13 protein-coding genes are annotated in these 15,387 nt (G+C 69.6%); 8 read left to right on the forward strand and 5 right to left on the reverse strand.

The genetic code is table 11. The features are described from left to right. The first annotated feature begins 39 nt into the window (after positions 1 to 39). On the forward strand, positions 40 to 633 hold the full coding sequence (locus tag HCA58_RS04635) for an NTP transferase domain-containing protein (RefSeq protein WP_169596488.1): 594 nt from the start codon (positions 40 to 42) through the stop codon (positions 631 to 633). A 202-nt stretch (positions 634 to 835) separates the two neighbouring features. Here HCA58_RS04635 and HCA58_RS04640 read toward each other — a convergent pair whose 3' ends face one another. The 3 genes from HCA58_RS04640 to HCA58_RS04650 all read right to left on the reverse strand — a co-directional run bounded on the left by HCA58_RS04640 (position 836) and on the right by HCA58_RS04650 (position 5,228). After that, positions 836 to 1,645 (reverse strand): metal-dependent hydrolase, encoded by an 810-nt coding sequence (locus tag HCA58_RS04640; protein WP_169596489.1) that lies wholly within the window; start codon positions 1,643 to 1,645, stop codon positions 836 to 838. 181 nt (positions 1,646 to 1,826) lie between these two features. Further along, positions 1,827 to 3,155 (reverse strand): glycosyltransferase family 4 protein, encoded by a 1,329-nt coding sequence (locus tag HCA58_RS04645; RefSeq protein WP_169596490.1) that lies wholly within the window; start codon positions 3,153 to 3,155, stop codon positions 1,827 to 1,829. A 141-nt stretch (positions 3,156 to 3,296) separates the two neighbouring features. Next, entirely contained in the window at positions 3,297 to 5,228 is a 1,932-nt protein-coding gene (locus HCA58_RS04650; protein WP_169596491.1) for an amylo-alpha-1,6-glucosidase, read from the reverse strand. An 86-nt stretch (positions 5,229 to 5,314) separates the two neighbouring features. Between HCA58_RS04650 and HCA58_RS04655 the strand changes: the two genes are divergently transcribed. From HCA58_RS04655 to HCA58_RS04665, 3 genes are all read left to right on the forward strand, one after another. Then, a complete protein-coding gene (locus HCA58_RS04655) occupies positions 5,315 to 7,972 on the forward strand; it encodes a glucosidase (RefSeq protein WP_240955476.1) in 2,658 nt (885 codons plus the stop codon). A 73-nt stretch (positions 7,973 to 8,045) separates the two neighbouring features. After that, positions 8,046 to 8,630, forward strand: a complete 585-nt coding sequence (locus HCA58_RS23965) for a TetR/AcrR family transcriptional regulator (protein ID WP_169596493.1) — start codon at positions 8,046 to 8,048, stop codon at positions 8,628 to 8,630. Positions 8,631 to 8,756: 126 nt separating this feature from the next. Beyond that, entirely contained in the window at positions 8,757 to 9,431 is a 675-nt protein-coding gene (locus tag HCA58_RS04665) for an HAD family hydrolase (RefSeq protein WP_169596635.1), read from the forward strand. Between the two features lie 318 nt (positions 9,432 to 9,749). Here the strand turns inward: HCA58_RS04665 and HCA58_RS04670 are convergent, their stop codons facing one another. Both HCA58_RS04670 and HCA58_RS04675 read right to left on the reverse strand, forming a co-directional pair. Beyond that, positions 9,750 to 10,019 (reverse strand): hypothetical protein, encoded by a 270-nt coding sequence (locus HCA58_RS04670; RefSeq protein ID WP_169596494.1) that lies wholly within the window; start codon positions 10,017 to 10,019, stop codon positions 9,750 to 9,752. 47 nt (positions 10,020 to 10,066) lie between these two features. After that, a complete protein-coding gene (locus HCA58_RS04675) occupies positions 10,067 to 10,498 on the reverse strand; it encodes a hypothetical protein (RefSeq protein WP_169596636.1) in 432 nt (143 codons plus the stop codon). A gap of 527 nt (positions 10,499 to 11,025) precedes the next feature. On the opposite strand from HCA58_RS04675, the gene HCA58_RS04680 reads away from it, so the two are divergent. The 4 genes from HCA58_RS04680 to ugpC are packed head-to-tail and all read left to right on the forward strand — an operon-like array spanning position 11,026 to position 15,370. Next, positions 11,026 to 12,315: an ABC transporter substrate-binding protein gene (locus tag HCA58_RS04680; RefSeq protein WP_169596495.1), complete on the forward strand. Its 1,290-nt coding sequence runs from the start codon at positions 11,026 to 11,028 to the stop codon at positions 12,313 to 12,315. Beyond that, positions 12,312 to 13,310 carry a sugar ABC transporter permease gene (locus HCA58_RS04685; RefSeq protein ID WP_169596496.1) on the forward strand — a complete coding sequence of 333 codons (999 nt, stop codon included), beginning with the start codon at positions 12,312 to 12,314 and terminating at the stop codon, positions 13,308 to 13,310. The genes HCA58_RS04680 and HCA58_RS04685 overlap by 4 nt, the downstream gene beginning before the upstream one ends. A 1-nt stretch (position 13,311) precedes the next feature. Beyond that, positions 13,312 to 14,145, forward strand: a complete 834-nt coding sequence (locus HCA58_RS04690) for a carbohydrate ABC transporter permease (protein ID WP_169596497.1) — start codon at positions 13,312 to 13,314, stop codon at positions 14,143 to 14,145. 10 nt (positions 14,146 to 14,155) lie between these two features. Continuing rightward, a complete protein-coding gene (gene ugpC, locus HCA58_RS04695; protein ID WP_169596498.1) occupies positions 14,156 to 15,370 on the forward strand; it encodes a sn-glycerol-3-phosphate ABC transporter ATP-binding protein UgpC in 1,215 nt (404 codons plus the stop codon). Positions 15,371 to 15,387: the final 17 nt, after the last annotated feature.

The raw sequence follows: 15,387 nt of genomic DNA on the forward strand, positions 1-15,387 counted from the left end.
CATGCTGGAGGGAGCGCAGCTCTGAACCGGATCGCAGGAATGATCATCGCTGCGGGGGGTGGCCGCCGCATCGGCGGGCCGGAGGCCCTGCTGCACCAGGACGGCAAACCCCTGGTCGACCAGATGATCGACACGCTGACGGAGGCAGGCTGCGGGCAGATCGTGGTCGTCCTGGGCGCGGCGGCCGACCAGGTCCGCGAAACCGCCGACCTCGGGCGAGCCACGGTGGTGGTGAACCGGGCCTGGGGCACCGGCGTCGGCTCGTCCATCCGGGCCGGGCTCGCCGGGATCGATGACGACCGGGTCGAGGCTGCGGTGGTGGTGCCGGTGGACATGCCCGGGCTCACCGCCGCCGCGGTAAGCCGGGTGACGGCACTGCCCTTCCCCGACGTACTGGTCTGCGCCACCTACAACGGGCTGCGCGGCTACCCGATGCTGTTCGGACGTCGGCACTGGCCGGGCATCGCCACTTTGGCCAGTGCCGACGTCGGTGCCCGCCCATACCTGTTGGCGCACAAAGACCAGATTGTCGACATCGCCTGCGACGCGGTGGCCGACGGCAGCCGGGTAGACACCCCCGAGCTGATGGCCCTCTACGGCCTCACCGTCCCCGAACAACGCGTCGGAGTCTGATCCCACCCCAGTTGCTACCTGTCGGCCAGGACGGCGGCGCCCCTGATTGATCGTCAGCGGCAGGGTGGGGTAGTCGCGGTGCAGGCGTAGCAGCAGCTCGGTCCGACCGGCCGGCTCGATGTCATGGCCGCGGGCGACCAGGTGGTAGCCAGGCGGCCACGGCGGCGAGGAACCGACCATCGCGGCGGCCCGGCGCCCGAAGTCAGATATCGAGGTCGAATCGGTCCAGTACCGAGGGCGCGGCCAGTCCTGTCGCCGCCAGCACCGACACGATCGTCAGCGCGGTACGGACCACGACGATCTCGGTCCTGCCGCCGGCCCGCAACGCGATCCTGTCGGGGAGACTGATCGGCGTCCACATCCGGCGTTTGATCGGAATCGGCCAGAGTATCGGCACGCCGGCCCTGGTGATCATGTCGCCGAGAATGTGTACGAAGCTGCCCACTCCGACGGCCAGCCCGATCATCGGATACCCCCGGTCACCCGGAAGGTTGGCGGCGGTGAAGAAGGCCGCACCCGCCGAGACCAGGGTGACGATGACCCAGCCGGCGCGCTCGGCCCACTCGTCGAACAGGCCGCGCAAAGCAAGGCCGATCATGAAGAACAAGATGCCGATGACCGCCCACTTGCCGTACCGCGCGCACAGTGTGGTGGTGCCCCAACCCACGAGCACGGTGAACGGGATGGTGTGGGTCAGCGTACGGTGACCGTTGCTGCGCTTGGGATCGCGGCTGAGTTTCGTGGCGTAGTAAACGCCGAGCGAGACCTTCTCCACCACCTCGGCGACGAACAGCGAGAAGACGCCGAAGGTGCGGGCGACCGTCGCGCCACCCTGGTTACGGGTGACCTTGCCGGACAGGTCGAGGTCGGGCAGCAACGCCCCACCGGCGCAGACGGCCGTGCCGACGGCCAGCGCCAACGGCGACTGTTCGTAGCCGTAGAACTGCTGTAGCGCCCAGGACCCACTCAGCCATACCGCCGCGCCGGACAGCGCGTGCGACGGTCCCATCATCTCGGCTCGCCCTCCCCAGGGATCTTGAGCGCCCAAAACTACGCCACTGTAGTTCGCAATGACACCGCAGGGGGACCACCCGACGAGTCCACTCAGGATTACGATCGAAGTCGGTCGCTGGGTTGGATCAGTCACCAGGGAGTATGGCAGCGCCCGGGGACCACCCATCCGTCGAATCCACTCAGGACGCTGCGCCCACCGTGAGGAGGTTGCCGTCCGGAATGGCTATCGCCTGTCGGCTCGGCGGCGGCTCGGCGGCGGCGCGCCGGGCGCGTGGCGCGCAGTGTGCGTGGTGGGCAGCGCTGTACGTCTCGGCGGTGCGGGCGGCGATGGTCGCCCAGCCGTACCGGCGCCCGACCATGCTGCGGGCCTGCCGGGCGACCCGGCGCGCGAAAACCTCGTCGCCGAGGAGCTGCCCCACGGCACCGGCCAACGCAGACGGGTCGCTGTGTGGGAAGGTCACGCCGGTGACGCCTGGCTCGACGATCTCGGCGAGCCCGCCGGTGCGGGCCACGGCCAGTGGCGCACCGGCCGCCGCAGCCTCCAACGCCACCATGCCGAAGGGCTCGTAGAGGCTGGGCACGACCGTCGCGTCGGTGGCACCGAGCACCGCCGGTAGCTGCGTGTTGTCCAGGAAGCCAGCGAATCGCACCGTGTCGGACAGCCCGAGCTGACGACTCCGGTCCTCCAATTCGCCCCGGTAGGGGCCGTCCCCGGCGATCAACACCCGCAGCCCTGGGTGCCGTGCGCGCAGTTTCGGCACCGCGTCCACCAGATGCTGCACGCCCTTCTCGTAGACGAGCCGGCCGGCGTACCCGACCAGCGGCCCGTCCCCGGCGAAGCGGGCGCGGGCTGAGGCGACCGCACGGGGTCGGGCCCGCCAGGCGCGGTCGTCGACACCGTTGGGGATCACGTCCACCAGGTGCCCGGGGGTGCCGAAGAGCGTGCAGACCTGATCGCGCATGTAGCCGGAGCAGACGATGGCGCGGGTGGATTCGTTGCTGAGCCAGTGTTCGACGCCGTGGATGGTGCGGTTCATGTCGTCGGGGAGCCAGCCTTGGTGTCGGCCGGCTTCGGTGGCGTGGATGGTGGTGACGAGGGGGATGTCGAGGTGGTCGCGGAGCGTGAGGGCGGTGTGGGCGACGAGCCAGTCGTGGGCGTGGATGACGTCGTAGGTGTCGGTGGTGGTGGCGCGTAGGGCGGTGCGGGTGAGGGTGTGGTTGAAGGCCATGGTCCAGGCCAGCAGTGAGGTGGTGGTGAGGGGGAAGGTGACGGGGTCTTCGGGGGCGCGGAGGATGCGGACGCCGTCGAGGTATTCCTCGTGGGGTGCGCCGTCGGTGTGGCGGGTGACGACGGTGACGTGGTGACCGGCGGTGGCCAGGGCGACCGAGAGGGCGTGTACGTGTCGGCCGAGGCCGCCCACGAGCACCGGCGGGTACTCCCACGACAGCATCAGCACCCGCTGGGAGCGGGCGGGGTTGATGTCGATCACGTCGGCGTTCGGTGACATGCGCGCCCCCTTCGAGTTGTCTCCGCGCACCCGTCGGAAGCCCCCTGGACAGGTGGCGTACGGACAGCGGCCGGATCGGGGCCAATCCTGCTCGCGGCTGGATAACCAGCGGAGACATAACCGTTGCGGCGGTGTAAAGCGCTACCGGCGGACGCGCAGCAACTCCGCGACCGACCAGGCCTGGAAGGGACAACCGGTGGCGGTGTGCGGGGCCACGCCATCGGCGGTTTCGCTCACCGACCCGAGGCCGTACTCGCCCAGGTGCGCCTCCAAGCCGGTGAACAGGTCGTCGACCGGCAGACCGGCCCGCCGGACCGTGTCGGTGTACGGGCCGATCAGCCACGGCCAGACCGTGCCCTGGTGGTACGCGGTGTCCCGCTCGGCGGGCCCGCCCCGGTGCCGGCCCAGGAAGTCGGGACAGTCGGTGGACAGGCTGCGCGGGCCGAGCGGAGTGAGCAGCCCGGCACCGAGGTGCCTCAGCGCCCGGACATCCGGCTCCATCGGCGCGAACGGCAACGACCAGGCCAGCAACTGGTTGGGGCGAAGCAGGTCGTCGTCGTGGACGGCCGCACCACCGAGCGGGTACGCCGGCGCGGGAGCGTCGACCACGTCGTGCAGCCAACCGGCCGGGCTGGGGAACCGGTCCCGGAACGTCTTCGCCGCCCGGTCGTGCAGCCGGTGCAACCCGTCCGCGTCCTGCCCGGCGAGTTCGGTCAGCTCGGCGACCCCGGCCACCCCGTTGACCCACAGGGCGTTGACCTCAACCGGCTTGCCGTGCCGTGGGGTGACCGGCACCCCGTAGACCCGGGCGTCCATCCAGGTCAGTCCGGCCCCCGGGACACCCTGGGTGAGCAGCCCGTCGGCCGGGTCGACGGCGATGCCGTACCGGGTGCCGGCCACGTGGGCGTCGATCACCGCACGCAACGCCGGCAACAGCTCATCGCCGAGGTCGGTGTCACCGGTGACGGTGACATGTCGGCTGACCGCGTGCAGGAACCACAGCGTCCCGTCGACGGTGTTGTACTCGACCCGCCCGGTGTCGGCGGTGTTGGCGAGCATCCCCTCCGACAGCGTCGCCGCGTACGAGCGCAGCAGCTCACGGCCCGTGCCGGCGCGGCCGGTGCGCAGGAACAGCCCCTCGTAGGAGATCATCGTGTCCCGGGACCAGGCGCCGAACCACGGGTAGCCGGCCACCACGTCCGGCCCGGTGGTTGTCCGCACCACGAACGCGTCAGCGGCCAGTGCCAGGGTCGCGCCGACCGCGTCGGCCGGCCTCGCCGCCGCGACCACCTGCCGGTTGCGTTGCCGTGCCGCTGCCACCACCTGAGGCCCCGGCGGCGGCTCCTGCTCCAGGTCCGTGGCCCAGGCCAGCACCGAGAGCGTGTCCCCGGGACGGTGCAGGGTGTCGCGGAACTGGCCCGCGTACCACAGGTCCTCCTGCGGGTGCAGGCCCCGCGCCGCCTCCTCGCGGTGGTACACGCCCCGCCACCAGTGGCCCTGCGGCGACCAACCGGGCCCGGACAGCCGGTACGCGCCCTCGACGACCGCACCACCGTCGACCGGGTCCATCCGCAGCGGCGGCCCGTCGCCGCGCCGCTCACCGTGCGCGTCCCGCCAGGTGCAGGCGGCGGCCAGTTCCAACTCGACGGGGCCGCCGTTGACCAACCGGTGCACCACCGCCACGCAGGAACGGCCCGGCAGCATGGCCAGCTCCCGCTCGATCACGGTGTCGCCGACCCGCCACCGCCAGCGCGGTAGCCCGTCGGCCAGATCGAAGCGCTCCAGCAGTTCGAAGCCGCGCGGATCCACGTCACCGGAGGCCCATTCGTGCGCACCGAGGCGCACCCGGGTGCCTGCGGGCAGCAGCACCGCCGGATCGAGGCTCACCAGTCCCACGTTTCGGGAGGCCGGAGTTTCTCCCGGCACCACCAGCAGTCCGTGGTATCGGCGGGTGCGCAGCCCGCCGACAGTGCCCATGGCGTAACCCCCCAGGCCGTCGGGGACCAGCCACTCGCGGCTGACGGCGCTGGTCAGCTCGCCGCAGACCTGCGAACCGTAGCGAATCTCGATCAACTTTCCTCCACCGCAGCGAGGCGTAACACGACACGACGACAATGGCCGCTGTGGTGAAGTACCCCGGCGGCGTTGAAGATGTTCAGATGATCACTGACGGTTCGCCCCCTGTCCCGGCTCCCGACGTCGAGCGGATCCGGCTCGCCCAGGCCGACGCGGGGGAGCAGGACTGGCGCGCATGGGGTCCCTATCTGTCCGAGCGGGCGTGGGGGACGGTACGGGAGGACTACAGCGAGCACGGCACGGCCTGGGACTACTTTCCCCACGACCACGCGCGGTCCCGAGCCTACCGGTGGTCCGAGGACGGCATGGCGGGCGTGTGCGACGACCGCCAGACGTTTTGTTTCGCCCTCGCGCTGTGGAACGGACGCGACCCGATCATCAAGGAGCGGATGTTCGGCCTCGGCGGCGACGGGGGCAACCACGGCGAGGACGCAAAAGACTACTGGTGGTACGAGGATTCCACCCCCACCCACTCGTGGATGCGCTGGCGTTACCACTATCCGCAGGCCGCCTTCCCGTACGACGAACTGGTGGCGGTCAACGGCCTGCGGGGCCGCGACGACACCGAGTACGAGCTGGTCGACACCGGCATCTTCGACGACGACCGGTACTGGGCGGTGAGTGTCGACTACGCCAAGGCCGGCCCGACCGACATGTGTGTCACGGTGACCGTGGCCAACCGGGGCGCGGAAGCCGACCGGCTGCACGTGCTGCCACACCTGTGGTTCCGCAACACCTGGGCGTGGGGACTGTCAGGTGGGGACCGGGTGCCCCGGATCGTCGGCTCCGGACGGCGGCTGGTCGGCGAACACTGGGTGCTCGGGCAGATCCTGCTCGAGGGTGACGGTGACCCGACGCCGTTGCTGTGCGACAACGACAGCAACGGCGAGCGTCTGTGGGGGCTGCCGAACCGGACTGCGTACCCGAAGGACGGCATCAACGACCATGTCGTCGACGGTGCGGAGACGGTCAACCCGGACCTGGAGGGCACCAAGGGCGCGCTGCACTACGTGCTGGACGTGCCGGCCGGTGAGCAACGGCGGATCCGACTGCGGCTGACCCGTACCGCCCCGCCGCCGGGCGGCGGCGCCCCGCCACCGGCCGACCTGGGTGACGGCTTCGACGCGGTGGTGTGGGCCCGTCGTGCCGAGGCGAACCGGTTCTTCGACACGGTCATCCCTGCCGAGGCCAGCGCCGACGAGGCGCTGATCGCCCGGCAGGCCATCGCCGGGCTGATGTGGGGTAAGCAGTTCTACCACTTCGACGTCAAACGGTGGCTGGAGGGTGATCCCGGCTCGACGCCGCCGGCGGGTCGCCGGTACGGGCGCAACAGCCACTGGTGGCACATGACCAGCTTCGACGTGATCTCCATGCCGGATCCGTGGGAGTACCCGTGGTACGCCGCCTGGGACCTGGCCTTCCACTGTGTGAGTATCGCCCGGGTCGATCCCGGTTTCGCCAAGGAGCAACTGCTGCTCCTGCTGCGCGAGTGGTACCTGCACCCCAACGGGCAGATCCCGGCGTACGAGTGGGCGTTCGGTGACGTCAATCCGCCGGTGCACGCCTGGGCGGCGTTGAAGGTCTTCGAGATCGACGGCAGCCGGGACCACGACTTCCTGGCCCGGATGATGCACAAGCTGATGATGAACTTCACCTGGTGGGTCAACCGCAAGGACACCGGCGGCAACAACGTCTTCGAGGGAGGCTTCCTCGGGCTGGACAACGTGGGACCGTTCGACCGTTCGGCGGCGCTGCCGGTGGCCGGCGTGCTGGAGCAGTCCGACGGCACCGGCTGGATGGCGATGTACGCGCTCAACCTGCTGGACATCGCCATCGTGCTGGCCGAGCACGACCGCACCTGGGTGGACACCGCGACGAAGTTCTTCGAACATTTCGCCTACATCGCGGCTGCCGCCTACGACCAGGGGCTGTGGGACGACGAGGACGCGTTCTTCTACGACGTGCTGCGGTTGGCCGACGGCACGAAGGTGCCGTTGAAGGTGCGCTCGGTGGTGGGCCTGCTGCCGCTGGCCGCGGTGACCCGACTGACCGCGCGGACCCTGCACCGGCTGCCCGAACTGGGTGCCCGCCTGCGCTGGTTCCTCACCAACCGGCCCGAGTACGCCGCGGTGGTCGGCGCGCGACGGCTCGGCCCGGACGGGCGGCAGCAACGGTTGCTGTCCATGTGCGGCCCGGAGCAGGTGGTGCGGCTGCTCGCCCGGATGGTGGACACCGACGAGTTCCTCTCCGAGTACGGGCTGCGGACGTTGTCCCGCGCCCACCTGGACAAGCCGTTCGCGGTGACCCTGGGCGGGCAGGAGTTCTGCGTCGGCTACGAGCCGGCGGAGTCGACGAGCGGCCTGTTCGGTGGCAACTCCAACTGGCGCGGCCCGATCTGGATGCCGACCAACTTCCTGTTGATCAGCGCGTTGCGGGACTACGCTGCGTTCTTCGGCGACGATCTTCAGGTGGAGTATCCGACCCGTTCCGGGGTGAAGAAGACCCTCGACGAGATCGCCGACGATCTGTCGGCCCGGCTGATCGCACTGTTCACCCGCGACGGCTGGGGCCGTCGGCCGATCTACGGCGCGGCGCAGTTGTTCCAGACCCACCCGGACTGGCGTGACCTCATCGCGTTCCCGGAGTACTTCCACGGCGACAACGGCGCCGGCCTGGGTGCCTGGCACCAGACGGGCTGGACCGCTCTGGTCGCCGACCTCATCCTCACCCTGCGCCGCTGACCGGGCCGACGCCTACAGTCGCCAATCCGTCGTGACCGGGTGACTCTGCGTTACGCGGGCTAGCATCGGCGGCGTGTCCGGAGCAGACGAACCAGGCACCGGGCGGGACGGCGACGCCATCGTCACCACCGCCTGGCAGCTGGCCGAGGCCGAGGGCCTGGCCGCGGTGACCACCCGCCGGCTCGCCGAACGCGCCGACGTCGACCTCGGTGCCCTCTACCAGCGCTTCGCCGACCGGGACGCGGTGGTCGCGGCCGTAGCGGTGCGGGGCTTCGCCGACCTGGCCGCCGCACTGACCGGGGCACGCATGTCTGTCGATCGCCCGGCGGGGGTCTGGCCGGCGGTGATGGCGGCCTACCTGGACTTCGCGTACGCCAATCCCGAGGTCTACGACGCGATGTTCGCCCACACGCCGGAGCTGACCCTCGGCGCCGAGCAGGTCCCCGAGACGGTCGCGGCCACCTTCGGTGAGCTGCGCACCGCGCTCACGCCGTTGGCCGCCGGCCGGGACGCCGACATCCTCGCCGAGCTGGGCTGGAGCCTGCTGCACGGCATGGTGATGCTCACCCGTGGCGGCCGACTACGCCCCGAGACACAGGACCACCGCGAACACCTCCTCAGCACCGACCTCTTCAACCCCCGCCCCTCGTCTCGGTGATCAAGAAGTTTGCGAACCGGTGGGGGTGGCGGGGTCGACGGGGCCGCCGTTATGGGGTCGTCGGCGTGCGGGTGTTCGTCTAGTGTCCGTGTGGTGACGCGTGGGGTGGCCATCGAGCCGGGACGGGTGCTGGTCTTCGACGCCGACGACACCCTCTGGGAGAACAACGTCGTGTTCGAGCGGGTGATCGACGACTTCCTGGAGTGGCTGGACCATCCCACCCTCGACCGGGTGCAGCTGCGGGCCGTGCTCGACGACGTCGAGCGGGCCAACGCCGTCGCCCACGGGTACGGCAGCAAGGTCTTCCTGCGCAGCCTGCGGGAGTGTCTGGAGCGGCTGCGTGAGCGTCCCGCCACCGAGGTGGAGCGTCGGGAGATCGACGAGTTGGCGGTGGCCCTGGTGACGCACCAGGTCGAGCTGATGCCGGGGGTGGCCGACGCCCTGGACGAGTTGGCCGGTAGGCACGAGCTGCTGCTGCTGACCAAGGGCGAGCGCGATGAGCAGCAGCGCAAGCTGGACGCATGCGGGCTGTTGCACCACTTCTCCGCCGCGCACATCGTGGCTGAGAAGAACGTCGAGACCTACCGGTGGCTGGCCGGGCGGCACGCCGTGGATCCGGGCCGCGCCTGGATGATCGGCAACTCGCCACGCTCGGACATCCTGCCCGCGCGGGCCGCCGGCTGGAACGCGGTCTTCATCCCCAACGCGAACACCTGGGTGCTGGAGCATGACGAGCTGGATCCGGCCGACGCCGGCGTGCTGCACCTGGACGCCTTCCCGGACCTGCTGCACCACTTCTGATCACGGAGGTGACGCCACTGGACGGCGACGGCGCGACCGAAGCCGTCTGCTCGACGTCGACAACCGTCGGAGGCCGGTGAGGTGTCACGCGGTACTGCCGGGATCGCACGTTGCTGGAAACCGCGCGGCTCGCCGGGGGTGGGCCGCGCGTCGCTGCCCGGACGTGAGGCACCGTGGAGTTGAGTGCGGGCGGGTCGGTTGCCGTGCCGGGCTGGCCGGTCCGTCGTACGGCGCCCAGCAGGCCCGCCGTCCACACCCGGCCCGGGTCAGGACCGGAGCCGGTGGGTCCGTCCTGACCCGGGTCAGGTAGGGCGTCCGTCAGGTGATCTCGCCGCGCACGATGGCGACCGCCACTCGGCACAACTCGTCCATGTCCGGTTCGAAAGCCGCCGCGATGTCGGGGTGCAGGCCGGCGCGGGTCTCGTCGAGCAGCCGTTGGCAGACCTGCTCCACCGGCTCACCGGCGTAGCTGTCGCGCACCCGGTCGGCCGCCACCTGCAGGGCAGAGGTCAGCTGCTCCTCCAGCGGCCCGCGCAGCTTCTCCTGCACCGGGTCGTGTGGATCCAGCGTGACGTGTGGCTCCGACATTGGCGCTCCCTTCGTCGGCGGCTGCGGTACCCCACCGCTGCCGTCGGTCAAACCCCGTCCGGCACGGCGGCAACGCGTACCTGGTACGAGAACTCCTCGGCTGGCTGCTCCAGGTAGGACAGCCGGCGGATCTGCCTGTCGTCGTCGTAGAGTGCGACGTCGACAAGCACGCCGAGGTGGGCCAGCCCGATGTTGGAAACCCGCTTCTTGTCCTGGAGCACCGCACACACCCCACCCAGCAGCGTGCTGGCGTCGGAGGTGCGGTGCCCGGGCGGGCAGCGCAGGATCAGGTCGATCTCGACCGGACCGGACAGGGGCGTCCAGCCGGTCTCCTGCGCAGCCGCACAGGCGGCCTGCAACAGGGCACGTACCCTCGTCGCCTGCCGATGCCCGGCGGCGAAGATGGACAGCGCTTCGGTCTTGACCGGTGGCAGGCCGCTCACCTCGAACGTCAGGGTGAGAGCGCGGGTGTCCTGCACCACGGCGGCACCTCCTCGTTGGGGACGATCCTGCCCAACCGGTGACCGGTGAGGGGCTGTTCCCGCGAGAACCAACCGATCGGGCGGGTCGGGGTCGGCCGGTGGCGTATCGACGGCGACGGCGTACGCGCTGGCAGCGGAGCGTGTTCAACGCTAGTGCACTGAACGGCCGGCCGGTAGCGCCGGACGGTCGGTCGTGGTCGGCGGGCATGTCACTCGGCGCACGGCGGCGAGGACCACGTTGCGCCGCAGACACTGTCGAGCTGATCCGTCCGCGCTGTCGCCGGCGAACGGCGCCACATCTCCCAGGTGTCCGTGCGTCGACGCCCCGGTGCGTGACACGGGCCACACGTCATCGGGTTTAGCGCGTGCCGGCTCGGGCAGGTTTCGCGACTCCGCAGGTCGGGCAGTGTTGCAGCCACGAAACGCAGGGGTGTGAAGCCGCAGGTCAACGCCCTGAACGTCTCGCCGTGCGCCGGGGCGCGGAGACCTCCCCGGCTGATTGGCCGAGAACGAGGGGAGGGGTCATGAGCGGGCGGAAGTATCCGGGCGGCGGTCGGCGTCGGCCCCGCGTACGGGTGGCGGCTGCGGCTGCGGCGCTGACGCTGGTGGCGCCGATGGCAGCCTGTGCCTCTGGCGACGACGCAGGGGAAACGACGATCAACTTGTACTACCCGCCGGAGCAGAACTTCCAGCAGGTGATCGACAGGTGCAACACCGAGGCCGACGGGCGGTACCGCATCGTCAACCGGGTGCTGCCCCGAGAGGCCGACGAGCAGCGGGTGCAGATGGTACGCCGGCTCGCCGCCGAGGACGACGGCATGGACGTGCTCGGTCTCGACGTGACCTGGACGCAGGAGTTCGCCAGCGCGGACTGGCTCCTGGAATGGACCGGGCAGGACCGCGCCGAGGCGGAGGAGGGCACGCTCGAAGGCCCCCTCGAGACCGCCCGCTACGAGGACAAGCTCTTCGCCGCGCCGAAGCACACGAACGTACAGCTGCTCTGGTATCGCAAAGACCTGGTGTCCGAACCACCGGCCACCTGGGACGAGATGATCTCGATGGCGCAGCAGCTACGGGACCAGGGGCAGCCGCACCAGGTGCTCACCATGGGAGCCCAGTACGAGGGACTCGTGGTGCTCTACAACACCCTCGCCGTCAGCGCGGGCGGCAGCATTCTCAACGACGACGGCACCGAGGCAGTCATGGACGACGGTGCCGTACGCGCCCTGGAGGTGCTGCGTGACTTCGCCACCTCCGGAGTGACCTCACCGTCGTTCAGCAACGCCACCGAGGATCCGGTACGGCTGGAGTTCCAGTCCGGTGACGGGGCGTTCCAGGTCAACTGGCCCTTCGTCTACCCGGCGATGCAGGAGTCGGCCCCCGAGTTGGCCGAGAAGGTCGCCTGGGCCCGGGTGCCGGGCGTCGACGAGGGAACTGCGGGCCGGGTCACCATCGGCGGAATCAACCTTGCTGTCAGCCGCTACTCCCCGCATCCGGAGGAGTCCTTCGAGGCGGCCAGGTGTCTGCGCAACGCGGAGAACCAGAAGTTCTCCGCGATCAACGACGGGGTGCCGCCGACCATCGAGAGCGTCTACGACGACCCGGAGATGGACGAGGCGTACCCGATGAAGGAGACCATCCTCGAACAGCTGCGGGACGCCGCGGTGCGACCGCTGACCCCGGCGTACCAGAGCATCTCCACGGTGACCTCGGCGATCCTGTCGCCGCCGGCTTCGATCGACCCGCAGGCCACCGCCGACGAGCTGCGCGATGCCATCGCCGACGCGCTGGAGTCCAAGGGAGTGCTGCCATGAGCGTGAACGCGACCCCGGCCGGCGCGGAGGTCGCCGCCGACGGCACCGACAACCCGGGCGCCCGGCAGGCAACGGTCCCCGGGCAGCGGAACAACCGGCGGGGTAGGGCGGCACTCAGTGAGAACAAGCGGGTCGAGCGTCGGCTGGGCTGGCTGCTGTGCGCTCCGGCGGCGCTGGTCATGCTGGCAGTGACCGCCTACCCGATCCTGTACTCGGTGTGGCTGTCCTTGCAGCGCTACGACCTGCGGTTTCCCGCCGAGCGGGAGTTCATCGGGTTGCAGAACTACGTCACCGTGCTCACCAACGAGTTCTGGTGGACGGCGTTCGGGGTGACCATGCTGATCACGGTGGTCACCGTGGCCGTGGAGCTGGTGCTCGGCATGGGCCTCGCGCTGATCATGCACCGTACGCTGGTCGGGCGGGGGATCGTGCGGACCTCGGCGTTGATCCCGTACGGCATCGTCACGGTCGTGGCCGCCTTCTCCTGGCGGTACGCGTGGACGCCCGGCACCGGGTACCTGGCCAACCTGTTCGCCGACTCCGCGCCGCTGACCGAGCGGGTCAGCTCGCTGGCGATCATCATGCTGGCGGAGATCTGGAAGACCACGCCGTTCATGGCGCTGCTGCTGATGGCGGGCCTGGCGCTGGTGCCGGAGGATCTGCTCAAGGCCGCCTCCACCGACGGCGCGACCGCCTGGCAGCGGTTCACCAAGGTGATGCTGCCGGTGATGAAGCCGGCGATCCTGGTGGCGTTGCTGTTCCGCACCCTCGACGCGTTCCGGGTCTTCGACAACATCTACGTGCTCACCTCGGGAGCCAACGAGACCTCGTCGGTGTCGATGATCGCCTACAACAACCTGATCCGAGGGCTGAACCTGGGCATCGGCTCGACCATGTCGGTGCTGATCTTCATCACCGTGGCGATCATCGCGTTCGTCTTCGTGAAGCTGTTCGGTACCGCTGCCCCGGGCAGCGACGACGGGGAGAGGCGCTGACATGGCTGACACCACCACCAAGGCCAAGGTCCGCTGGGGTCTGCTGGACGTCGCCGTGGTCGTCTTCGCGCTGACTCCGGTGCTGTGGATCATGTCGCTGTCGTTCAAGACACCGGCGACGCTCACCGACGGGAAGTTCATCCCCCGGGAGTGGACGCTGGAGAACTACCGGACCATCTTCGTGACCGACCAGTTCGTCCGGGCACTGGTCAACTCCATCGGCATCGCGTTGATCGCCACCACGATAGCCGTGGTGCTCGGCGCGATGGCCGCGTACGCGATCTCGCGGCTGGACTTTCCGGGCAAGCGGGCGCTTGTCGGTGTATCCCTGCTGATCGCGATGTTCCCGCAGGTGTCGCTGGTCTCGCCGCTGTTCGAGATCGAGCGGCAGTTGGGCCTCTTCGACACCTGGCCCGGCCTGATCCTGCCCTACATCACCTTCGCGCTGCCGCTGGCGATCTACACCCTGTCGGCGTTCTTCAAGCAGATTCCGTGGGACCTGGAGAAGGCCGCCAAGATGGACGGTGCCACCCAGGGGCAGGCGTTCCGGCGGGTGATCGCCCCACTGGCCGCACCGGGACTGTTCACCACGGCCATCCTGGTCTTCATCTTCTGCTGGAACGACTTCCTGTTCGCCATCTCGCTGACCTCCACCGAGCGTTCGCGCACGGTGCCGGTGGCGTTGTCGTTCTTCACCGGGGCCTCACAGTTCGAGGACCCGACCGGCGCGATCTGCGCCGCCGCCGTGGTGATCACCATACCGATCATCCTGTTCGTCCTCTTCTTCCAGCGCCGCATCGTCTCCGGCCTGACCTCCGGCGCCGTCAAGGGATAGGTGAGTACTCATGGCTGACATCGTGCTCGACAAGGTGAGCAAAGAGTTCCCGGACGGCACCACGGCGGTACGAGACGTCGACCTGGAAATTGCCGACGGCGAGTTCGTGATCCTGGTCGGCCCGTCCGGCTGCGGCAAGTCCACCACCCTCAACATGATCGCCGGTCTGGAGGACATCAGCTCCGGTGAGCTGCGGATCGCCGGGCAGCGGGTCAACGACAAGGCACCCCGGGACCGTGACATCGCGATGGTCTTCCAGTCGTACGCGCTCTATCCGAACATGACCGTCCGGGAGAACATGGCGTTCCCGCTGCGGCTGGCGAAGCTGGACAAGGAAACCATCGACCGCAAGGTCGAGGAGGCGGCCAAGGTCCTGGAGCTGACCCCGCTGCTGGACCGCAAACCGGCCAACCTCTCCGGCGGGCAGCGGCAGCGGGTGGCGATGGGTCGGGCGATCGTCCGGCAGCCCAAAGCGTTCCTGATGGACGAGCCGCTGTCCAACCTGGACGCCAAGCTGCGGGTGCAGATGCGTACCGTGGTGTCCCGGTTGCAGAAGCAGCTCGGCACCACCACCGTGTACGTCACCCACGACCAGACCGAGGCGATGACCCTCGGCGACCGAGTGGTGATCATGCGCGGTGGTGCGGTGCAGCAGGTCGGCCCGCCGCAGGAGCTGTACGACCACCCGAACAACCTCTTCGTGGCCGGGTTCATCGGCTCACCGTCGATGAACTTCCTCACCGCCACGGTCGAGGAGGGCACGCTGCGTACCGCCCTGGGCGACGTGCCGATCGGCGACCGGATCCGCCGCGAGCTGGAGAGGGCCGACGCCCCTCGGGAGCTGATCCTCGGCATCCGTCCGGAACACTTCGAGGACGCCGAACTGATCGACGAGGAGACCCGCCGTCGGGGCATGGAGTTCACCGCCCCGGTCGACATCGTCGAGTCGATGGGCTCGGACAAGTACGTCTACCTGAGCGTCGAGGGGGAACGGGCCACCTCCGCCGAGTTGGAGGAGTTGGCCGCCGACGCGGGCGCGGCCGACTTCAGTGGTGCCGGGTCGAACCTGGTCACCCGGCTGTCGGCGGAGTCGAGCGTCACCGAGGGGGAGGACCGGCGGGTCTGGTTCAACCTGGAGAAGATTCACCTGTTCGACCCGTCCGACGGCCGCAACCTCACCCTGCACGAGGGCCGCCTCACCGAGTTCCCGGGCTCGCCAGCCTGACCCCCGTGGTCGCCTGC

Source organism: Micromonospora sp. HNM0581 (assembly GCF_012726175.1).
Lineage (GTDB): Bacteria > Actinomycetota > Actinomycetes > Mycobacteriales > Micromonosporaceae > Micromonospora.